This window comes from Cedecea sp. B1(4) (assembly GCF_059414925.1).
In genome coordinates this window covers 482994-504758 of record NZ_JCAHMZ010000001.1, presented here as the reverse complement: position 1 = coordinate 504758, position 21765 = coordinate 482994, and the positions used below count along the sequence as shown (strand labels likewise).

Annotated in this window: 22 protein-coding genes; 15 read left to right on the top strand and 7 right to left on the bottom strand. The window is 55.1% G+C overall.

The genetic code is table 11. The annotated features are described in order from the left end of the window. Positions 1 to 205: 205 nt before the first annotated feature. Complete coding sequence (gene slyA / locus ACR6JA_RS02520; protein ID WP_494493503.1) at positions 206 to 652, bottom strand: transcriptional regulator SlyA; 447 nt, start codon at positions 650 to 652, stop codon at positions 206 to 208. Positions 653 to 828: 176 nt separating this feature from the next. Here slyA and ACR6JA_RS02515 point away from each other — a divergent pair, with 176 nt between their 5' ends. From ACR6JA_RS02515 to ACR6JA_RS02505, 3 genes are read left to right on the top strand one after another with little or no spacing between them, the layout of a single operon-like run. Then, positions 829 to 1065: a DUF1656 domain-containing protein gene (locus tag ACR6JA_RS02515; RefSeq protein WP_008456455.1), complete on the top strand. Its 237-nt coding sequence runs from the start codon at positions 829 to 831 to the stop codon at positions 1063 to 1065. Positions 1066 to 1069: 4 nt separating this feature from the next. After that, positions 1070 to 1927, top strand: coding sequence for an efflux RND transporter periplasmic adaptor subunit (locus ACR6JA_RS02510; protein WP_213715795.1), 858 nt, complete (start codon positions 1070 to 1072; stop codon positions 1925 to 1927). Continuing rightward, on the top strand, positions 1927 to 3948 hold the full coding sequence (locus ACR6JA_RS02505; protein WP_494493502.1) for an FUSC family protein: 2022 nt from the start codon (positions 1927 to 1929) through the stop codon (positions 3946 to 3948). The genes ACR6JA_RS02510 and ACR6JA_RS02505 overlap by 1 nt, the downstream gene beginning before the upstream one ends. Positions 3949 to 3951: 3 nt before the next feature. On the opposite strand, the gene ACR6JA_RS02500 is transcribed toward ACR6JA_RS02505, so the two are convergent. Then, positions 3952 to 4848 carry an aldo/keto reductase gene (locus ACR6JA_RS02500; protein ID WP_494493501.1) on the bottom strand — a complete coding sequence of 299 codons (897 nt, stop codon included), beginning with the start codon at positions 4846 to 4848 and terminating at the stop codon, positions 3952 to 3954. 57 nt (positions 4849 to 4905) lie between these two features. Continuing rightward, entirely contained in the window at positions 4906 to 5145 is a 240-nt protein-coding gene (locus ACR6JA_RS02495; protein WP_008456463.1) for a DUF1289 domain-containing protein, read from the bottom strand. Between the two features lie 167 nt (positions 5146 to 5312). Between ACR6JA_RS02495 and eptA the strand changes: the two genes are divergently transcribed. The 5 genes from eptA (at position 5313) to rnt (ending at position 10192) form a co-directional block, all read left to right on the top strand. Then, the gene (eptA, locus tag ACR6JA_RS02490; protein WP_494493500.1) at positions 5313 to 6941 is read left to right on the top strand and encodes a phosphoethanolamine transferase EptA; all 1629 of its coding nucleotides are present in this window, start codon (positions 5313 to 5315) and stop codon (positions 6939 to 6941) included. 71 nt (positions 6942 to 7012) lie between these two features. After that, on the top strand, positions 7013 to 7612 hold the full coding sequence (locus ACR6JA_RS02485) for a TetR/AcrR family transcriptional regulator (RefSeq protein WP_494493499.1): 600 nt from the start codon (positions 7013 to 7015) through the stop codon (positions 7610 to 7612). A 53-nt stretch (positions 7613 to 7665) separates the two neighbouring features. Beyond that, entirely contained in the window at positions 7666 to 8763 is a 1098-nt protein-coding gene (locus ACR6JA_RS02480) for an alkene reductase (RefSeq protein ID WP_213715791.1), read from the top strand. An 88-nt stretch (positions 8764 to 8851) separates the two neighbouring features. Further along, entirely contained in the window at positions 8852 to 9259 is a 408-nt protein-coding gene (gloA, locus tag ACR6JA_RS02475; RefSeq protein WP_039292495.1) for a lactoylglutathione lyase, read from the top strand. 273 nt (positions 9260 to 9532) lie between these two features. Beyond that, complete coding sequence (gene rnt, locus ACR6JA_RS02470; protein WP_213715790.1) at positions 9533 to 10192, top strand: ribonuclease T; 660 nt, start codon at positions 9533 to 9535, stop codon at positions 10190 to 10192. 41 nt (positions 10193 to 10233) lie between these two features. On the opposite strand, the gene ACR6JA_RS02465 is transcribed toward rnt, so the two are convergent. Then, on the bottom strand, positions 10234 to 10578 hold the full coding sequence (locus tag ACR6JA_RS02465; RefSeq protein ID WP_213715789.1) for a Grx4 family monothiol glutaredoxin: 345 nt from the start codon (positions 10576 to 10578) through the stop codon (positions 10234 to 10236). A 362-nt stretch (positions 10579 to 10940) separates the two neighbouring features. On the opposite strand from ACR6JA_RS02465, the gene ACR6JA_RS02460 reads away from it, so the two are divergent. After that, positions 10941 to 11789, top strand: coding sequence for a C40 family peptidase (locus tag ACR6JA_RS02460; RefSeq protein ID WP_494493498.1), 849 nt, complete (start codon positions 10941 to 10943; stop codon positions 11787 to 11789). 170 nt (positions 11790 to 11959) lie between these two features. Next, a complete protein-coding gene (gene sodB / locus ACR6JA_RS02455) occupies positions 11960 to 12541 on the top strand; it encodes a superoxide dismutase [Fe] (protein ID WP_494493497.1) in 582 nt (193 codons plus the stop codon). A gap of 82 nt (positions 12542 to 12623) precedes the next feature. On the opposite strand, the gene cydH is transcribed toward sodB, so the two are convergent. Continuing rightward, complete coding sequence (gene cydH / locus ACR6JA_RS02450) at positions 12624 to 12713, bottom strand: cytochrome bd-I oxidase subunit CydH (RefSeq protein WP_008456477.1); 90 nt, start codon at positions 12711 to 12713, stop codon at positions 12624 to 12626. 292 nt (positions 12714 to 13005) lie between these two features. Between cydH and purR the strand changes: the two genes are divergently transcribed. Next, complete coding sequence (gene purR / locus ACR6JA_RS02445) at positions 13006 to 14031, top strand: HTH-type transcriptional repressor PurR (protein ID WP_008456478.1); 1026 nt, start codon at positions 13006 to 13008, stop codon at positions 14029 to 14031. Here purR and punR read toward each other — a convergent pair. Continuing rightward, positions 14028 to 14966, bottom strand: a complete 939-nt coding sequence (gene punR / locus ACR6JA_RS02440) for a DNA-binding transcriptional activator PunR (RefSeq protein WP_494493496.1) — start codon at positions 14964 to 14966, stop codon at positions 14028 to 14030. The two genes, purR and punR, sit on opposite strands and share 4 nt — an antisense overlap. Positions 14967 to 15080: 114 nt before the next feature. Here punR and punC point away from each other — a divergent pair, with 114 nt between their 5' ends. The 3 genes from punC to ACR6JA_RS02425 all read left to right on the top strand — a co-directional run bounded on the left by punC (position 15081) and on the right by ACR6JA_RS02425 (position 19346). Further along, complete coding sequence (gene punC, locus ACR6JA_RS02435) at positions 15081 to 16283, top strand: purine nucleoside transporter PunC (protein ID WP_494493495.1); 1203 nt, start codon at positions 15081 to 15083, stop codon at positions 16281 to 16283. A 296-nt stretch (positions 16284 to 16579) separates the two neighbouring features. Beyond that, positions 16580 to 17728: a cyclopropane fatty acyl phospholipid synthase gene (gene cfa / locus ACR6JA_RS02430; protein WP_166874760.1), complete on the top strand. Its 1149-nt coding sequence runs from the start codon at positions 16580 to 16582 to the stop codon at positions 17726 to 17728. A 226-nt stretch (positions 17729 to 17954) separates the two neighbouring features. Next, positions 17955 to 19346: a glycoside hydrolase family 1 protein gene (locus ACR6JA_RS02425; RefSeq protein ID WP_494493494.1), complete on the top strand. Its 1392-nt coding sequence runs from the start codon at positions 17955 to 17957 to the stop codon at positions 19344 to 19346. 59 nt (positions 19347 to 19405) lie between these two features. Here the strand turns inward: ACR6JA_RS02425 and ACR6JA_RS02420 are convergent, their stop codons facing one another. Continuing rightward, a complete protein-coding gene (locus ACR6JA_RS02420) occupies positions 19406 to 20050 on the bottom strand; it encodes a riboflavin synthase subunit alpha (protein WP_213715783.1) in 645 nt (214 codons plus the stop codon). Positions 20051 to 20287: 237 nt separating this feature from the next. On the opposite strand from ACR6JA_RS02420, the gene mdtK reads away from it, so the two are divergent. Further along, positions 20288 to 21661: an MdtK family multidrug efflux MATE transporter gene (mdtK, locus tag ACR6JA_RS02415; RefSeq protein ID WP_166874765.1), complete on the top strand. Its 1374-nt coding sequence runs from the start codon at positions 20288 to 20290 to the stop codon at positions 21659 to 21661. Positions 21662 to 21765: the final 104 nt, after the last annotated feature.

The following is a 21765-nucleotide window of genomic DNA, read 5'->3' as shown; positions in this document are numbered from 1 at the left end:
GTTAAAAACATGCCTGCATTATTAAAAGCGGGAGACGGCGGTGAGAAACAATTAATTTACATTTAGACTTCTGAAATAGAGATAAACAAACTCACACGCCTGCTCAACGCTTTGCTACCGGGCGAATATTTTTGCAGGTAACGGATCGTCAGGTAAAAAAAAACCCCGCTGGATAAGCAGCGAGGCTTTGGTTCAACCGCGGAGATTAATCCCGGGCCTGCAGTTCAATAATATTTTGCTCAAGCCGATTAATCAGGCTGCTTAACAGCACCTGCTCTTCGCGAGTAATACCCGACAGAATTTCTCCCCGCGTTTCGTTTATTACGCCTTCCATCTTTTCAATGATAGGCGCGGCCTGCTCGGTCAATTTAATCCGTTTTGCCCGACGGTCGTTTGCACAGGTTTTGCGCGAGATTAACCCTTTCTCTTCGAGTTGATCGAGCGTACGAACCAGTGATGGCTGCTCAATGCCGATCGCTTTAGCCAACTGAATCTGTGACTGATCTGGCGGCAGCTGATGAATATTATGCAGCGTTACCCAGTGTGTCTGTGTCAATTCCAGAGGTTTCAGGCGATGGTCAATCAGAGCACGCCAGATACGTACCAGGCGGGCCAGATCCGAACCTAATGGCGATGGCGATTCCAATTTCATCTCCTTATAATTAGCTTGCTAACTTATTATACTGATTTTAGACTATTGTGCAGGCATTAATTGTTAAAAACAAATCCCTTACTTTCACTGAAGTTATGCAACCAGCTATACTTTTATTCTACATCTAAGTGAGGGGAAACGGCAGCCACCCCCGTTTTTTAAAGGATTATCACTACGTGAGTCTCACTTTTAGCCCGTCCGGCTTCCCGCTTCAGGATCTTGTGGTCGGGGCATCGGTCTACTTCCCTCCGCTGTTCAAGGCCGTGTTTGTCGGCTTTTTCATCTGGCTGATCGTCCACCGTTTGCTGCGCGACTGGATTTATTCCGGCGAAATCTGGCACCCCACGTTAATGGACTTATCCCTTTTCGCGCTGTCCGTCAGCGCCGGCATGGCTCTTTTGGTGATGTGGTAACGCAATGAATATCAAAACAATAAAATATTTTTCTACCCTCATCGTTTTTGCCGCCGCGCTGCTGGCAGGCTGGCTGTTATGGAACTATTACATGCAGTCGCCCTGGACGCGGGACGGCAAAGTGCGCGCCGAACAGGTGAGCATCACGCCGCAGGTGTCCGGCACCATCGCGACCCTGAACGTGAAAGACAACCAGTTTGTGAGTAAAGGCACTCCGTTGTTCACCCTCGACGCCACGCCTTACCACATTGCGGTGCTAAACGCCGAGGCGCAGCTGGCGAAGGCCCAGTCCGATCTGGCCAAAGCCAGCAACGAGGCGAACCGCCGCCAGAATCTGCCGCGCAACTACATTTCTGCCGAAGACATGGACACCGCCAACATTAACGTTAAAGCGATGCAGGCGGCGGTGAAAGTCGCCCAGGCCACGCTGGAGCAGGCGCAGTGGCAGCTTTCGCAAACCACAGTCACTGCCCCGGTAGACGGCTGGGTCACCAACCTGACCTCCCGCGTCGGGAACTACGCCAGCGAAGGCAAGCCGGTCTTCGCGCTGGTGGACAGCCACTCGTTTTACGTGGTGGGCTATTTCGAAGAGACCAAGCTGCGCCGCATTCAGCCGGGTAATGCCGTGCAGATCGTGCTGTACAACGGCAACCAAAAGCTGAGCGGCAAAGTAGAAAGTATGGGTCGCGCGATCTACGACCAAAGCATCGAAAGCGACAGCGACCTGGTCCCGGACATTAAGCCGAACGTGCCGTGGGTTCGCCTTGCGCAGCGCGTGCCGGTGCGCATTAGCCTGGATGCCATTCCTGATGGCGTGACGCTGGTGTCGGGCACCACCTGCACCGTTAGCGTTCAGCCCTGATGAATCTCAGTTTTCTGGCGTGGCATAACACGCCGTGGGGAAAAGCCACCGACGGGCAATGGCGCTATGCGCTGCGTAACGCCATTGCCATGGGCATGGCGCTGTCCATTGCCTACGGCCTGAATCTGGATGAGCCCTATTGGGCGATGACCTCCGCCGCCGTGGTCAGCTTCCCCACCGTTGGCGGCGTGATAAGCAAAAGTCTGGGGCGAATTGCGGGCAGTTTTATCGGCGCGGCAGCCTCGTTAATGATTGCCGGCAACGCGCTGAACGATCCCTGGCTGTTCACCTTCGCCATGGCAAGCTGGCTGGCGCTTTGTACCTGGGCCTCCAGCCATTTTCAGAATAACGTGGCCTACGCCTTCATGCTCGCCGGGTACACCGCCGCGATTATTGCCTTCCCGATGATCAATACCGTGGAATCAACGGAGCTGTGGGATATCGCCCAGGCCCGCGTGTGCGAGGTGGTGGTCGGGATATTGTGCGGCGGCTTTATGATGATGGTGCTGCCCAGCACCTCGGACGGCAGCGCCCTGGTTAGCGCCCTGAAGAACATGCACGCCCGGCTGCTCGAACACGCCAGCCTGCTCTGGCAGCCGGAAACCACCGACGCTATTCGCACCGCGCATGAAGGGATTATCGGCCAGATCCTGACCATGAATCTGCTGCGCATTCAGGCCTTCTGGAGCCACTATCGCTTCCGCCGCCAGAACAACCTGCTGAACTATCTGCTTCACCAGCAATTGCGCCTGACCAGCGTGATATCCAGCCTGCGTCGGATGCTGCTCAACTGGCCGGAGGCACCCGCCAATATCTGGTCGGTGCTGGACAGCCTGCTGCGGGAGCTGGCAAAGCCCAACGCCGATAAATACACCGTTGCCCGGCTGCTGCAACAAATCGCCCCTCATTCTCAGGACGATTATCGCCACCAGGCATTCTGGCACCGCCTGCGCTATTTCTGCTGGCTCTATCTCAACAGCAGCCGCTGGCTAAGAGAGCTGGAAAACGCCACGCCGGTGTCGGTAATTACGCCGCCCGAAGCCCCGCCGCTGGCGCGCCATACCGACAATGCCGAAGCGCTGTGGAGTGCCGTGCGCACTTTTGCAACGATCGTCCTGACCGGCGCCTGGTGCATCGGTACCCAGTGGGAGTCCGGCGGCGGCGCGCTGTCCCTCGCCGCCATTAGCTGTGTGCTCTACTCTTCGGTCGCCTCGCCGCTCGGCTCGCTCACGCTGCTGATGCGGACCCTGCTTTGGCTGTCGCTGTTCAGTTTCCTGGTGAAATTTGGCTTGATGATTCAGGTCACCCAGCTGTGGCAGTTCCTTATTTTCCTGCTGCCGCTGCTGCTCACCATGCAGTTACTGAAACTCCAGCAGGCAAAGCGCGCCGCGCTTTGGGGGCAGCTCATTGTCTTTATGGGATCGTTTCTGTCGGTCAGCAATCCGCCGGTGTACGACTTTGCCGGGTTTATGAATGACAACCTCGCCAAAGTCCTCGGCGTGGGCATTTCATGGCTGGCTTTTTCGGTGCTGCGCCCCAGCTCCGACACCCGCAGGAGCCGCCGCCATATTCGGGCGCTGCGGCGCGGGTTTATCGACCAGCTCAGCCGCAAACCGCAGCACAGCGAGAGCCAGTTTGAATCGCTGGTGTACCACCACATCAGCCAGCTTAGCAGTAGCAAAGAAGAGGCGGCCCGCCGCTGGCTTCTGCGCTGGGGCGTGGTGCTGCTCAACTGCTCGCACGTAGTCTGGCAGCTGCGCGGCTGGGAAACACGCTCCGACCCGCTGTCGATGGTCAGGGACGTTTGCCTGCACACGCTGCGGGACGTGATGAGTGAACGGGGTGTACTGCAAAGGCCGCTGGCGGAATCACTGAAAGAACTGCAAAGAATGTGCGACACGCTGTCGCATCATCACGACCCGGCGGCGCGGGAACTGGCGGGAATTATCTGGCGGCTTTACTGCTCGCTGTCCCAGCTGGAACAGGCACCGCCTGCCGGAACCCTGGCAGGCGGTCAGTAACGATTAAGGCACGTCGTAGCCGAGCGCGGCCTTACGAATGCGGAACCACTGCTGGCGAGTCATCTCCAGAGACAGCGAGTGAATGGCAGAGCGCACACGTTCGATTTTGCCGGACCCGATGATCGGCAGCGGGGAAGATGGCAGGCGCATCACCCAGGCATAAACCACCTGTTCAATGGTGTCGGCCCCAAGTTCTTCCGCCACCTTCTGCAGTTCGGCGCGCAGCGGCTGGAATTCATCGTCGTTAAACAGACGGCCGCCCCCAAGGCAGGACCACGCCATCGGACGAATGCGCAGCTGCTGGAGCTGGTCCAGCGTGCCGTCCAGCAGCAGCGGCTGGTGCACAGGCGAAAGCTCAACCTGGTTTGTTGCCAGGGTGAACGGCAGGCGAGACTGCAGCAGGGAAAACTGCGCCGGGGTAAAGTTAGACACGCCGAAATGGCGCACCTTACCGCTATGATGCAGCGCGGTGAAGGCTTCCGCCACTTCGTCGGCGTCCATCAGCGGGTCCGGGCGGTGGATCAGCAGCAAATCCAGATAGTCGGTGGCCAGTTTTTTCAGCGAGCTTTCTGCACTGCTGATGATGTAATCGCGATCGGTAATATAGTGGCCAAGGGCATTTTCTGGCTTCGCGGTGGTGGCGATACCGCACTTGGTGACAATCTCCATTTTGCTGCGCAGATGTGGTACCAGACTCATCGCTTCGCCAAAGGCCGCTTCACAAGCGTAACCGCCGTAAATATCGGCGTGATCCGCCGTGGTGATCCCCATCTCAACGTGCTCTTCAATAAAGCTCGCCAGCTCGCGCGGGGACATGTTCCATTCCATCAAACGCCAGTAGCCCATCACCAGGCGTGAAAACTCCGGGCCCTGCGGGGCAATCGTAATACGCTGTACCATAAAAAAATGACCTCAAAAAAGGAAAAAAACTTCCCCGAGTATAACGGCGGTGAATGATTAAAACAGTGAGGGCTGCTCAGGTTCTTCAGGAGAATTTGGCTTGTTTGCTCGTAACTTGCGCAATAAGCGCTGGCGGCAGAGCCGCAGCACGTCCTGCTTTTGGGCGTCGCTCATTTGCTGCCACTGGAAACGCTCGTCCCGGCTGCGCATACAGCCACGGCAAAAGCCGCGTTCATCCGACTGGCAGATCCCGCGGCAGGGGCTTTGAATGGGGAAGAACTCTAGCTGCTCAGACACTAACCCGCCTCATTAACGACTTTGCATCAATTGAAGCCTGAGTCTGCCCCGGATGCAAGCGGGGCGGCTAAAAAATCGCCTCTCGACTGAAAGCGGCTGAAAATTAAGGTTCAACTAATCTTCTCTCTCCAGGATAGCGCATATTCAGTTTTGTTTTCACGGCTTATATGAACCTTTTAAAAAAGTTACAGTGTAACGATGCGCAGTTTAACCTCTGCTGCGCATTTTTCTTTACGCTGATCAATTCTCTTTTTATCCACCGCAGCTGGCAGCTAATTGCCCCGGACTCGCTCCATAGCTGGCTGTTTGCCGCTTCGGTGCCGGTGGTGCTGTTCTGCGGCTGGCTAATGATTTTCAGCGTGGTGAACCTGCCCTGGATGCGCAAACCCGTGCTGGTGCTGCTGGTCATCGGCTGCGCTGCCAGCAACTACTTTATGTTCACCTACGGCGCCGTCATTGATAAAAACATGATGGTCAACGTGTTTGAAACCGATTCTCAGGAAGCCACCGCGCTGGTTACGCCGCAGCTAGTCAGCTGGCTGGCCTTGCTGGGTATTATCCCCGCCCTGTTGCTTTCCCTGGTGAAGGTTCAGCCGGCGCGCTGGTGGCATACCGTGCTGACTCGTCTGGTCGGCATTCTCGCCGGACTGCTGGTGATAATCCTCATCGCCGCCGTGTTTTACAAAGACTACGCTTCGCTGTTCCGGAACAATAAAAGCGTGGTGAAAATGGTCACGCCGGCAAACTACATCAGCGCCATTAGCCGCTACAGCAAAGAACGCTGGTTTGCCGGGGATCAGACGCTGATTAAAATTGGCGAAGACGCGCAAAGAGGCCCGCTGATTAAACAGCAGCCGAAGAAAACGCTGGTGGTGTTGGTCGTCGGTGAAGCCTCAAGAGCCGAGAACTATTCGCTGGGCGGCTATGGGCGTGAAACCAATCCCCAGCTCAAAAAACAGGGCGTGATTTACTTCCAGGACGCCTCGTCCTGCGGGACGGAAACCGCGGTTTCTGTGCCCTGTATGTTCTCAGTTATGCCGCGTAAAACCTACGATGCGGATCTCGCCCGGCACCAGGAAGGCCTGCTGGACGTGCTGGCTCACGGCGGCGTGAACGTGCTGTGGCGGGATAACGACGGCGGCTGCAAAGGCGCCTGCGACCGTGTCCCACACACGGATATGACCCAGTGGAAGCTGGACGTTTACTGCAAAGACGGCGCCTGCTTTGACGATGTGCTGCTCCACCGCCTGGACAATGTTCTCGACGGCCTGCAGCGGGATACCGTCCTGGTGCTGCATCTGATGGGCAGCCACGGGCCGGCTTATTACCAGCGCTATCCGGCCAGCTTCCGTCGCTTCACTCCCACCTGCGACAGTAATCAAATTCAGGACTGTGATCGCCAGGCGCTGATTAACACCTACGACAATACTATCCTGCACACCGACGACGTGCTGAGCCGCACTATCGACAAGCTGAAACAGCATCAGGATAAACTGAATACGGCGCTGGTTTACCTGGCCGATCACGGGGAATCTCTCGGGGAAAGCGGTATTTACCTGCACGGTACGCCGTATATGCTCGCGCCTTCGCAGCAGACACATATCCCGCTGCTGTTCTGGCTGTCACAGGATTATCAGCGAAGCTTTGCGCTGGACAGCGAGTGCCTGGCCAATAAGGCCGCCAGCGACCCCGAGTCCCAGGACAATTTGTTCTCTACCCTGCTTGGTATGATGAATATTCATACCTCGGTTTATCAAAAAGATACGGATATTCTTGCCGACTGCCGCAGGAGCTAATGGGATGGCGGTCACAAAAAAGTGTCCGCCGCCTATTGCATTAGACTGACTGGTCTACTACATTTGTCTACATGAATCGACATCCTGAACACGACACTCGCGAACATCTCCTCGCCATTGGCGAGCGGCTGTGCCTTGCCCGGGGCTTTACCGGCATGGGGTTAAGCGAATTGTTGCGCACTGCGGAAGTGCCCAAAGGCTCTTTCTACCACTACTTCCGCTCGAAAGAAGCGTTTGGCGTGGCAATGCTGGAGCGCTATTACCAGGCTTCTAATCTGCGCGTGGCGGAACACTTTTCGCACGGCGAAGGCAATTATCGCCAGCGCCTGCTGAAGTGGTACCAGGATATGCTGAGCTACTTCTGCCAGAGTGGAAACCTGAGCAACTGCCTGATAGTGAAACTCTCAGCAGAAGTCTGTGACCTTTCGGAAGATATGCGTGGCGCACTGAATAACGGCGGCTCGCAGGTCATCTCCCTGCTCGCGGATGCGCTGGAGAAAGGCCGCAGCGAAAAAAGCCTGCGCTTTGAGGGCGAAGCGCTCGAGCAGGCCATGGTGCTGTACTCGCTGTGGTTAGGCGCCAGCCTGCAGGCAAAAATTTCCCGCAGTGCGCTGCCGCTGGAAAGCGCGTTAGCACATGTAAGAATCTTATTGGCAGAACCTGTCGCCTGACAGGTTTTTTATTTACTGAATTACTAGACGACCGGTCTACTTGAGGAACCTCCATGTCAGCAGATAAACTGTTTACGCCGCTCAAAGTTGGCGCTATTACCGTACCAAACCGTATCTTTATGGCTCCGCTGACGCGCCTGCGCAGCATCGAGCCAGGCGATATCCCAACCCCGCTGATGGGCGAATATTACCGCCAGCGCGCCAGCGCCGGGCTTATCATCAGCGAAGCAACCCAGATGTCCGCTCAGGCTAAAGGCTATGCGGGCGCACCGGGTCTGCACAGCGAAGAGCAAATCGCCGCGTGGAAAAAAATCACCGCTGGCGTTCACGCTGAAAAAGGCCACATGGCGGTACAGCTGTGGCACACCGGCCGTATTTCCCACTTTACCCTCCAGCCAGGCCAGCAGGCTCCGGTCGCGCCTTCCGCGCTGAGTGCCGGGACCCGTACCTCGCTGCGTGACGAAAACGGCAACGCCGTTCGTGAAGATACTTCCATGCCTCGCGCGCTGGAACTGAACGAAATTCCGGGCATCGTGGATGACTTCCGCAAAGCAATTGGCAATGCACGCGACGCCGGTTTTGACCTGGTTGAGCTGCACTCCGCCCACGGCTATCTGCTGCACCAATTCCTGTCTCCTTCTTCGAACCACCGTACCGACGAATACGGCGGCAGCCGCGAGAACCGTGCTCGCCTGGTGCTGGAAGTGGTTGATGCCGGGATCAAAGAATGGGGTGCCGATCGCATCGGGATCCGCGTGTCGCCGATTGGCTCGTTCCAGAACGTGGACAACGGCCCGAACGAAGAAGCTGACGCGCTGTACCTGATTGAAGAGCTGGGCAAACGCGGTATTGCTTATCTGCACATGTCCGAGCCGGACTGGGCCGGTGGCGAACCGTACACCGAAGCATTCCGTGCCAAAGTCCGTGAGCGTTTTAGCGGCGTGATCGTTGGCGCTGGCGCCTATACCCCGGAGAAAGCAGAAGACCTGATCGGCAAAGGCCTGATCGACGCCGTCGCGTTTGGCCGTTCGTTCATTGCCAACCCGGACCTGGTGGCTCGTCTGCACAAAAATGCCGAGCTGAACCCACAGCGCCCAGAGTCCTTCTACGGCGGCGGCGCGGAAGGCTACACCGACTACCCAACGCTGTAACTCCGCAGTACCTTTCATTGATAGCGGCGCACAAACGCCGCTATACTCAACGATTCCAGAAATAACTGTCTCATTCGACGAGGATTTTATGCGTCTACTTCATACCATGCTGCGCGTTGGCGACCTGCAACGCTCCATCGAGTTCTATACCAAAGTGCTGGGCATGAAATTGCTGCGTACCAGCGAAAACACCGAATACAAATACTCTCTTGCGTTTGTCGGCTATGGCGATGAAAGCGACACGGCGGTTATCGAACTGACCTATAACTGGGGCGTGGACAGCTATGAGCTGGGCACCGCTTACGGCCACATCGCGCTTAGCGTGGATAACGCCGCAGACGCCTGCGAACGCATTCGCAATAACGGCGGCAACGTGACCCGTGAAGCCGGCCCGGTAAAAGGCGGCACCACCGTTATCGCTTTTGTCGAAGATCCGGACGGTTACAAAATCGAGCTGATCGAAGAGAAGCACGCGGGCAAAGGCCTGGGTAACTGATTTTCAGGCGATTAGCGTCAAACAAGGGGCGTGTTGTGCGCCCTGAAGGTTGCTAACAAAGAGGGAAAAAGCGTGGTTTTTCCCTCTTTGTGGTTAACAGATGAAAATCAATGAATTGATTTTTCTGGTTTATTTCATAATGACTTCGGGTCGCCTCTCCTATTATTGGAGAGTTACCACACCCTGAAGGCGCACGTTGTGCGGCCTTTACTGCAACACTCCCCGAAATTTGCCATAATGCGCGCTGCATTTTCCCCGTATTAAGAGAAGCTGATGTCAGACAACACGCAATTGCATGGCCTGTGCGACCGTTTTCGTGGTTTTTATCCGGTAGTGATCGACGTTGAAACCGCAGGTTTTAACGCTAAAACCGATGCGTTACTGGAGATCGCTGCCGTTACCCTGAAGATGGATGAAGACGGCTGGTTATCCCCCGACGAAACGCTGCACTTCCATGTCGATCCGTTTGAGGGCGCGAACCTGCAGCCTGAAGCCCTGGCGTTTAACGGCATTGACCCGCATAACCCCCTGCGTGGTGCCGTCAGCGAATACGATGCCCTGCACGCGATTTTCAAAGCCGTGCGCAAAGGGATTAAAGACAGCGGCTGCAGCCGGGCGATTATGGTGGCGCACAACGCCACGTTCGATCACAGCTTTATGATGGCGGCCGCAGAGCGAGCCTCTTTGAAACGCAACCCGTTCCATCCGTTTGTGACGTTTGATACTGCGGCCCTGAGCGGCCTGGTGCTGGGGCAAACCGTGCTGGCAAAAGCCTGCATCGCCGCAGGTCAGAAGTTTGACAGCTCGCAGGCCCACTCCGCCCTGTACGACACCGAGCAAACCGCCCTGCTGTTCTGCGAAATCGTCAACCGTTGGAAACGCCTCGGCGGCTGGCCGCTGCCAATGGCCGACGAGCCGGAATCTGAGGCATAAAAAAAGCGACCTAAGGGTCGCTTTTTTACTGGCCGGCGAAATTACTCTGCGCCAGGCTCTTCAGATTTATGCTTCTCTGCGGTCTCTTTGATAAGCGATTGCAGTTCGCCGCGCTGGTACATCTCGATGATGATGTCGCAGCCGCCGACCAGCTCACCGTCCACCCACAGCTGCGGGAACGTTGGCCAGTTAGCGTATTTTGGCAACTCGGCACGGATGTCCGGGTTTTGCAGAATATCCACATAGGCGAAACGCTCGCCGCAGGCGGACAGCGCCTGAACGGCCTGAGCGGAGAAGCCGCAGCTCGGCAGCTTCGGGGAACCTTTCATATAGAGAAGAATCGGGTTCTCAGCGATCTGGCGTTGAATTTTTTCAATAGTGCTCATTGTCTTGCTTCCTCAAACCTTGATACGGCAATAGTCTGCCATTGTAGCCAGTTGCGCCCCGGGCAGAAAACACCATTTTTATCAGGGTTTCTCTTTCCCCCGCCTGGCGCGCAAACATACCTTAAGAATAACACTTTTACGGCGCGCGAAAATGAGCAATTTGCTTCATTCAAGATCAATTAAACAGCGGATAACACCCTGGAATGGCTAATTTTTTAGCTATAGCTTCCACTTTTGGCCGTTAAATAGTATTTGCCTATTAACATTATCGGCTTTTATGCATTAGAATCGTCGGGTTTCGCAAAAATCATACGCAGGCATGATCGTTAGCATCATGTCTTCATTTATCAGGGGATTGACGAGTGGCGCGGATAAATAAAATCTCTATCACGCTATGTGCTCTGCTATTTGCTTTGCCCTATACACCTTTGGCGCAGGCGTCTGAGCACGTCCGCCATCCTGTTGCACAAAAAGGCCATCCGGCCAAGACAACAACCAGTAAAAGCAACAAGGGCAAAGAGAAAGCAAAACCGAAGGTCAGCACAGCCTCCACAAAAAAGAAGTCCGGTAAAAAAGACACCTCGCCGGCAAAAGCCAAAGTGGCTAAACACACCACCACCGGCAAAAGCAGCACCCTCGCTAAAACCAGCAGCAAAAAAACCTCGCAGAAATTAGCCCTACAGCCAGCTTCAGCCACCGTTGCCTACACTGAAAAATGCACTCATCGTAAAGGGCATAAAAAGCAGTGCGTTAAGGTGAAGTCGGAAAAAAATCTGACCATCGCGCAGGCACATAAAGTGCGCGTGCAGAAAGCTCAAAAAACGGCCATGAACAAGCTGATGGGGCAAATTGGCAAACCGTATCGCTGGGGTGGCACTTCTCCGCGCACCGGTTTCGACTGCAGCGGGCTGATTTATTACGCTTATAAAGATCTGGTGAATATCCGTATTCCACGCACCGCCAATGAAATGTATCACCTGCGCGATGCCTCCTCCGTTGACCGCGGCGAACTGGAAAGCGGTGACCTGGTGTTCTTCCGTACCCAGGGCCGTGGCACCGCCGATCACGTTGGCGTCTACGTTGGCAACGGGAAGTTTATTCAGTCCCCGCGCAGCGGCCGCGATATTCAGATCACCTCCCTAAGCGAAGATTACTGGCAGCGCCATTACGTCGGCGCCCGCCGGGTCATGACGCCAAAAACTATTCGTTAATCTTATCGCGCCCTTTCGGGCTAATCAGACTGATTAAAATAAAACAGCCCGGCAACGGGCTGTTTTATTTTGTTGTTTCATTGCGCTTTTTTGCACTCTCGTAATTTGCTAACCTTATGACCACACAAAATGTAGTTATATTGTGAAGCAAAATAACAAGGAGTGAAGCCATGTCGTTCGAACTACCCGCCCTGCCCTATGCCAAAGATGCGCTGGCACCGCATATCTCAGCCGAAACCCTCGAGTACCATTACGGCAAACACCACCAGACCTACGTCACTAACCTGAATAATCTGATCAAAGGCAGCCCGTTTGAAGGTAAAACGCTGGAAGAGATCGTGACAGAATCTGACGGCGGGATCTTCAATAACGCAGCCCAGGTCTGGAACCATACGTTCTACTGGCACTGCCTGGCGCCGAATGCCGGCGGGGAGCCGACCGGTGACGTGCTGGCAGCCATCAACCACGCTTTTGGCAGCGTGGAAGCCTTTAAAAAGCAGTTCACCGAAGCGGCCATCAAAAACTTTGGCTCCGGCTGGACATGGCTGGTGAAAAAGAGCGACGGCAGCCTGGCAATCGTCTCGACCTCTAACGCAGGCACCCCGTTAACAACCGGAGCAAAACCGCTGCTGACCGTGGACGTATGGGAGCATGCCTACTACATTGATTACCGCAATGCGCGCCCGGTTTATCTCGACCACTTCTGGGCGCTGGTCAACTGGGAATTTGTTGCGCAAAACCTGGCAGGCTGATTTTTAACGGTTAGTCACGAAGGAGGGAAGCAACGCTTTTCTTCTATATACGAGAAGGGCCGCGAAAGCGGCCCTTTGTAAATCAGTGCAGGACGGCGGTTAGCGCCCCGGCAACAATCAGACTCAGTACGATAACCGTAGTCACCACGGAAAACTTCAGATCGGTACTCATCGTAAGCTCCTTTTATTTCCCTACAAAGTGTATGTGGGGTGATTTTCCCACAATTAGCGATAAAAATCCTGCTGGATTTGCACAGATATCGGTTTTCCCTCTTCCACTTTGCCCCGGGATAAGCCAAAATCCTTCGCTAATTTACCGCGTATCGCCCGGCAACGCCCTCCTCCCGCTGTATGTCGCATCCCCGACAGGCCTGCAACCAACGTGTTGCCCCAGGAGTTAGCGAAGGCAAACGTTTAACACATGAGTTATCAGGAGTTTACGATATGGTCTGGAGTGACATCTAATGGCAACGATTAAGGACGTAGCGAAGCGCGCAAACGTTTCCACTACCACTGTGTCACATGTCATTAACAAGACCCGTTTTGTGGCGGAAGAGACACGCAACGCCGTCTGGGCAGCCATCAAAGAGCTGCACTATTCGCCAAGCGCCGTGGCTCGCAGCCTGAAGGTCAACCACACCAAATCTATCGGCCTGCTTGCCACCTCAAGCGAAGCCCCTTATTTTGCGGAAATTATTGAATCCGTTGAGAACAGCTGTTTCGCCAAGGGCTACACCCTGATTCTGGGCAACGCGCACAACAACTTTGAAAAGCAGCGCGCTTACCTGTCCATGATGGCGCAAAAACGCGTGGACGGGCTGCTGGTCATGTGTTCCGAATACCCTGAGACGCTGCTTTCAACCCTGGAAGAGTACCGCCATATTCCGATGGTGGTGATGGACTGGGGCGAAGCTCGTGCGGACTTTACCGATTCCGTGGTCGATAACGCATTCCACGGCGGCTACCTTGCGGGCCGCTACCTGATTGAACGTGGCCATCGCGATATCGGTGCTATTCCGGGTCAGCTGGAGCGAAATACCGGCGGCGGCCGCCATGCAGGGTTCCTGAAGGCGCTTGAAGAAGCCAATATCAAAGTGCCGGATAACTGGGTGGTTCAGGGTGATTTCGAACCAGAGTCTGGTTATCGCGCCATGCAGCAACTGCTTAACCAGCCGCATCGCCCTACCGCCGTTTTCTGCGGCGGCGATATTATGGCGATGGGTGCAATTTGCGCCGCAGACGAAATGGGGCTGCGCGTGCCGCAGGACATTTCTATCATTGGCTATGACAACGTGCGCAACGCCCGCTATTTCTCTCCGGCGCTGACCACAATCCACCAGCCGAAAGAGCGCCTGGGCGAAACGGCGTTTAACATGCTGCTCGACCGCATCATTAATAAGCGCGAAGAGTCGCAGACGATTGAAGTCCATCCTCGTCTGATTGAACGCCGCTCGGTGGCCGACGGCCCGTTCCGCGATTACCGCCGCTAAGCCTCTTCGGGGGCCGGGAATATGTTACCCGGCTCCTGCAGCCACTCCTGATTCATCGTCTCACTGTCACCCAAATAGTCCAGCAGCCAGCTCAAAGCGGGCGAAGCATCATCCTGCCGCCAGGTTAAGCAGCAGGCCGCGTCCGGGAATGGATTCTCCAGCATCAACTCTTTCCAGTCGCCCCTGACGAGCCACGACTGGGCAATGTGTGTCGGCACCATACCAATGCATAATCCCGCCGTCAGGCAATCCGCCCCCGACGCCCAGTCCGGCACCACCACGCGGCGCTGGTTGTCCAGCAGCCAGGTAATGCGCTTGGGTAACGAACGGGATGTGTCTTCTAGCACAAGGGATGGCCAGGGACGAATGTCATCATCCAGAATGATACCTTCCCGTTGCGCAAGCGGATGGTCAGCGGAAACCACACAGCGCCAGCTTAGCGCCCCCATGTCCCGAAATGCGTAACGCCCCCCGACCGGGATAGCCTGCGTGGCGCCAATCGCCGCCTCAACTCGCCCGTCGGCAAGCGCATCCCACACGCCGTTGAACACTTCCTGGGAAACCCTTAACTCGATATCCGGGAAATGACGATAAAAATCCAGCACCAGCTGACGAGTACGCTCAGGTTTAACGATATTGTCTACCGCAATGGACAGGTGCCCACGCCAGCCGTTGGCTATCTGCTGGCACTGCTGGCGCGTTGCCATCATTTTTTTGATAACAGACCGACCTTCTTTGAGAAAAAACGCCCCGGCGGCGGTCAGCTCAACGTCCCGATGACGCCGTTCAAACAGCGGTACGGCCAGCCATTCTTCAAGCTGACGCACCGTGTAGCTGATGGCAGAGGGCACGCGATGCAGCTCCTGGGCCGCACCGCTAAAGCTGCCGTTTCGCGCCACGGCATCAACCACTTCCAGCGAATATTCAGACCACATATTTCTGCCTGCAAAAAATTTGAATGCAATTTGCAAATATTAGCGTTTCACAAGCGGTTTTGCACTCCGTAGACTCCTGCCCCGTTAACCTGCTATCAAAATCAAGAGTGAAATATGCAACCATCAAAGGGATTTCTTATCTGGCTTGCGGGGCTGAGCGTGCTGGGTTTCCTGGCCACCGACATGTACCTGCCCGCCTTTGCCGCCATTCAACAAGATCTGGGTACCACCGCCTCCGCCGTGAGTGCCAGCCTGAGCCTGTTCCTCGCTGGCTTTGCTTTCGCCCAGCTAATCTGGGGCCCGCTTTCCGACCGCTTCGGGCGTAAACCTGTGCTGTTGATTGGCCTGGTCATGTTTGCCGTCGGCTGTATCGGGATGCTTTGGGTGCAGGATGCCACCACGCTGCTGGTGCTGCGCTTTATTCAGGCCGTGGGCGTCTGCTCAGCCGCCGTTAGCTGGCAGGCCCTGGTGACTGATTATTATCCCGCCAACCGCGCTGGCCGCATTTTTGCCACCATCATGCCGCTGGTCGGGCTTTCTCCGGCGCTGGCCCCGCTGCTCGGCAGCTGGCTGCTGAACCATTTTGAATGGCAGGCTATTTTCGCCGTGCTGTTCGCCGTCGCTTTGCTGCTGATGATCCCCACGCTGCGCCTCAAGCCCCGGACTCAGCACCACGAGCAAACCCAAGACAATAAAGTCAGCTTCTTCTCTTTATTACGTTCCCGCGTTTACGGTGGCAACGTGCTGATTTACGCCGCCTGTTCCGCCAGCTTTTTCGCCTGGCTCACCGGCTCGCCGTTTATTCTGAATGAGATGGGCTACAGCCCCGCGGCAATTGGCCTGAGCTACATGCCGCAGACTGTCGCTTTCCTGGTTGGTGGCTATGGCTGCCGCAGTGCGCTGCAAAAGTGGAGTGGCAAACAGCTACTTCCGTGGCTGCTGGCTCTGTATACCCTGAGCGTGGTCGCCACCTGGGGCGTGGCGGTGAGCGGCCATGCTGATCTGACGCTGCTGCTTATTCCGTTCTGCGTGATGGCCGCGGCGAACGGCGCCATCTACCCTATCGTGGTGTCCTCGGCCCTGCTGCCTTTCCCGCAGGCAACCGGGAAAGCCGCAGCACTGCAAAACACCCTGCAGCTTGGGCTTTGCTTCCTGGCAAGCTTAATGGTTTCCTGGCTGGTCACTACGCCGCTGCTGACCACCACCAGCGTGATGCTGGCGACAGTCCTGCTTGCTGGTCTGGGCTATGCCCTGCAACACGCGGCCCAACGCGAAGCACCAAACAAGGGCCACAGCGAGCTGTCCCGCGCACAGTAACCTTCATGATAATGTGAATGTTGTGTGATTAGCTTGCTAACAATATTCCATTGAACCCTCAATTAAACGGGCTTATAGTAATTGCGGTTCTACGATAAGCCTTATCAATTTTATTTTGCGGAAGCCGGAGCGCTTCCGTTTTTCCATGGATGGCCTTTCAGTAAGGGAGAATCCCCCCTTTCTCTGTTCTACGTCGGATATCAGGCACGCGGAATTTTCCGTGAGAGTTCTCACAAGCCGGGAATAGCGTCTACGCTGTTTTAAGGTTCTGATCACAACAAGGTGATGGAGAAGCTATGAGTTCATCGTGTATAGAAGAAGTGAGCGTACGAGATAACGAATGGTATCGTATCGCAAATGAAATGCTGAGCCGGGCAGGTATCACCCTCAACGGCCCAAACCCCTTTGATATTCAGGTCAAAAACCCGAACTTTTTTAAACGCGTTCTGCAGGAAGGTTCTCTCGGCCTTGGCGAAAGCTATATGGACGGCTGGTGGGAATGCGAACGGCTGGATATCTTTTTCACTAAAGTCCTGCGTGCCGGGCTGGAAAACCAACTCCCCCACCATTTCAAAGATACCCTGCGCATTGCGGCGGCAAGACTGGTTAACCTGCAGTCTAAAAAACGCGCATGGATAGTCGGGAAAGAGCATTACGATCTTGGCAACGATCTGTTCAGCCGGATGCTGGACAAGCACATGCAATACTCCTGCGGTTACTGGAAAGACGCGACAAATCTCAGCGACGCTCAGGATGCCAAGCTCAAAATGATCTGCGAAAAACTGCAGCTGAAACCCGGTATGAAGCTGCTGGATATCGGCTGCGGCTGGGGCGGTCTGGCCGAGTTTGCAGCACGCAACTACGGCGTATCCGTCTTTGGTGTGACGATCTCCGCGGAACAGCAAAAAATGGCGCAGGCGCGTTGCAAAGGTCTGGATGTCACCATCCTTTTACAGGACTACCGCGACCTGAACGAACAATTTGACCGCATTGTTTCCGTCGGCATGTTTGAGCACGTCGGGCCTAAAAATTATGCCACCTACTTTGACGTTGCCGACCGCAACCTCAAGCCAGACGGCATTTTCCTGCTACACACAATAGGTTCTAAAAAGACCGACAATAATGTCGATCCGTGGATCAATAAGTACATTTTCCCTAATGGCTGCCTGCCGTCGGTACGGCAGATTGCCGACGCCAGCGAACCGCATTTTGTGATGGAAGACTGGCACAACTTCGGCGCCGACTATGACAAAACGCTGATGGCCTGGCACGAGCGTTTTCTGGCAACCTGGTCAGAAATCGAAGGCAACTATTCTGAGCGCTTTAAAAGGATGTTTAGCTACTACCTGAATGCCTGCGCCGGCGCTTTCCGGGCGCGCGACATTCAGCTCTGGCAGGTTGTTTTCAGCCGAGGCATTGAGCACGGTCTGCGCGTACCCCGTTAAAACAGACCCGGTGAATGCCGGGTTTTCTTCTTTTCAATTGTCTCTCTTTGCGCACCAATGTGATTCACCTCACAGGTTTAGCCCTGTCTGCGCTTAGCGGCTTGATCTGCTTAACAGATATCATTTCCTATGATGGAAACCGGTTTCATCAATCACAGACAATCTGGGCATTAGCCGTATCAATGATTGCCTGTCGGAGATGGCAGGTCAGACCGTGAGGACAACGATGAAATACGCATTTCCTGAGCATTTCTGGTGGGGCAGCGCAGCCTCCGGCCCACAAACCGAGGGTGAAGCGCTGAACTTTGGCAAATCTGAAACCATCTGGGACCGATGGTTCGCCGAGCAGCCTAACCGTTTCCACCACGGCGTCGGGCCGCAAAACACCTCAACTTTTTATCAGCGCTGGAAGCAGGACATCGCCCTGCTGAAAAAGCTCAATCACAATACTTTCCGCACCTCCATTTCCTGGGCTCGTCTGATTCCCGAGGGCACGGGGGAAGTCAACCCGCTGGCGGTTGAGTTCTATAACCAGGTGATTGACGAACTGTTGGCTCAGGGCATTAAGCCATTTATCAACCTGTACCACTTTGATATGCCAATGGTGATGCAGGAAAAAGGCGGCTGGGAAAGCCGTGAAGTGGTTGACGCCTACGCCGCCTACGCCAATACCTGTTTCGAGCTTTTCGGCGATCGCGTGAAGCACTGGTTTACCTTCAATGAGCCGGTTGTTCCGGTTGAATGCGGCTACCTCTATGACTACCACTACCCTAACGTGGTGGATTTCAACCGCGCGGTGACCGTCGCTTACCACACCATGCTTGCCCACGCTAAAGCGGTCAAGGCTTACCATGCCCGCAGCGATGACGGTCAGATTGGCATCATTCTCAACCTGACGCCATCTTACCCTCGTTCGCAAAACCCGGCTGACGTAAAGGCCGCCAACCTGGCCGACCTGATGTTTAACCGCAGTTTCCTCGACCCGGCACTGCGCGGTGAATATCCTGTTGAGCTGGTCGCGTTCCTGAAAGAGCACGATAAACTTCCGGCCTGTCAGCCTGAAGACAAAGCCCTGCTCGCCGCGGGCGTCGTAGACTTACTGGGGATTAACTACTACCAGCCGCGCCGCATTAAGTGTCGCGACACGCTGGTTAACCCGGAAAGTCCGTTTATGCCGGAGTGGTTCTTTGAGTCCTACGAAATGCCGGGTCGCAAAATGAACCCTTATCGTGGCTGGGAAATCTACGAGCGTGGGATCTACGACATTCTCACCAACCTGCGTGAAAATTACGGCAATCCGGCCTGCTATATTTCAGAAAACGGCATGGGCGTCGAAAACGAACAGCGCTTTATCGACAACGGCCAAATCAACGATGATTACCGGATTGATTTCGTTCGTGACCACCTGAAGTGGCTGCATAAAGGGATCAGCGAGGGCAGCAACTGCCTTGGTTACCACATGTGGACCTTTATCGATAACTGGTCGTGGTGCAACGCCTACAAAAACCGCTATGGCTTTGTGTCGCTGGATCTTAATACACAGCAGCGCACGATTAAGAAAAGCGGCGAGTGGTTTATGAAAACTGCAGTCGAAAACGGGTTTAACGAAGAAGATTAATCCTGGTTAAGAACGAGAAACGGGGCCAATTGGCCCCGTTTTTTATGGCTGAAGAATGTTTATTCGCTAGCGGGAATCGCCGCTGCCATTGCCGCTTCACGGCTAGCCAGCACGCGTTCAACGGTGTCGACAATTGCCTGGGTCTGCGGGTCAATTTCAATGTTCACGCGCTGCCCCAGTTTTTTAGCACCAAGCGTAGTGCGTTCAAGTGTTTCAGGGATCAGATGCACGCAAAAACGCGTGGCGGTCACCTCACCCACCGTCAGGCTAATCCCGTCGATGCCCACATAACCTTTATAGAGGATATATTTCATCAGGGTCTTATCCTGAATCTTAAACCAGATTTGGCGGTTATTTTCTGAGGTCAGAATCTTTGAAATTTCGGCCGTGGTCATAATATGACCCGACATTAAATGTCCGCCGATTTCGTCGTTAAATTTGGCAGCACGCTCAACGTTCACGCTGTCACCCACGCTTAGCTCACCGAGGTTGGTGATGCGCAACGTCTCTTTCATCAAATCAAAGCTAACGTGATTGCCGTTGATTTCGGTTACGGTCAGGCAGCAGCCGTTATGCGCCACCGAAGCCCCGGTTTCGAGGTCTGGCAGCATTTCAGTCGGCATATCAATTACGTGGGTGCGGAAATTCGGTTTCTCATCGATGGAAACCAGGGTCGCCGTGCCCTGCACAATACCTGTAAACATCTAAAAACTCCTGGCAATTCGCAGACGGTAACGCTACCGCCATTAACAGACATTTTCGCACTTTAGCAGTTGGAAAATCAGCTTGCCAGTGCGGGGCGTGCGCTGACTCTATTTTTGACTGGCGTATAAATAAACTCCCGCTACAATAGACTGGTTATTTCCCCAGTTCATCTTCTTGCTGCCTGTTTTGGCGGCTTTTTTAGTCTCTCATACATATAAAAATAATCAGGTGTAATCATGCAGAAGTACCTCACCGAAGCTCGCCAGCTCCTTGCCCTGGCGATACCTGTCATCATCGCGCAGGTCGCTCAAACTGCAATGGGATTCGTCGATACCGTGATGGCTGGCGGCTACAGCGCCACCGACATGGCCGCCGTGGCGATCGGCACCTCCATCTGGCTGCCCGCTATTCTGTTCGGCCACGGGCTGCTATTGGCCTTAACGCCAACCGTTGCGCAACTCAACGGTTCGGCACGCCGTGACCGCATTGCGCACCAGGTTCGCCAGGGGTTCTGGCTGGCTGGCATGGTTTCCGTGCTGGTGATGGTGGTGTTGTGGAACGCGGGCCATATCATTCACGCTATGCACAACATCGATCCTGAACTGGCGGATAAAGCCGTCCGCTATCTCCGCGCGCTGCTGTGGGGGGCGCCGGGATACCTGTTCTTCCAGGTAGGACGTAACCAGTGCGAAGGCCTGGCCAAAACCAAGCCAGGTATGGTGATGGGCTTTATCGGCCTGCTGGTCAATATTCCGGTTAACTACGTCTTCATTTATGGCCATTTCGGCATGCCCGAACTGGGCGGCGTGGGCTGCGGCGTGGCAACGGCGGCGGTGTACTGGGTGATGTTCTTCAGCATGCTGTCTTACATCAAGAAAGCGCGTTCGATGCGCGACATCAAAAACCCGGAAGGTTTCAGCAAGCCGGACTGGGCGGTGGTCAAGCGCCTGAGCCAGCTCGGGCTGCCGATTGCCCTGGCGTTATTCTTCGAAGTCACGCTGTTTGCCGTTGTCGCCCTGCTGGTTTCCCCGCTGGGCATCACCGACGTTGCCGGGCACCAGATTGCCCTCAACTTCAGCTCGCTGATGTTTGTGCTGCCGCTCTCTTTAGGGGCCGCGGTGACTATTCGCGTCGGTTTCCGTCTTGGGCAGGGCTCAACCCTGGATGCACAAATCGCCGCCCGCACTGGGGTTGGCGTGGCCATTTGCCTGGCGATGTGCACCGCGTTGTTTACCGTTATTTTCCGGGAGCACATTGCTCTGCTGTACAACGACAATCCGGCAGTTGTCGCGCTGGCGGCGCATCTGATGCTGCTGGCGGCCATTTACCAGATATCCGACTCAATCCAGGTAATTGGCAGCGGCGTTCTGCGTGGCTACAAAGATACCCGCTCGATCTTCTTTATTACGTTCATCGCGTACTGGGTGCTGGGGCTGCCAGCCGGCTATATTCTGGGGCTAACCGACTGGGTCGTTGAACCGATGGGCCCGGCCGGGTTCTGGATCGGCTTTATTATCGGCCTGACTTCCGCTGCGATCATGATGATGTTGCGTATGCGTTGGCTGCAGCGTCAGCCTTCCGTCACAATCCTGCAGCGCGCCGCTCGTTAATTAAACAACAGTAGCCGCATCCGCGGCTACTTTCTCTCCATTCTGCGCAGATGCTCGGCAATCGTGTGAAATCTGGAATAAAATTGCGAGTTTCCCCTTGCAAG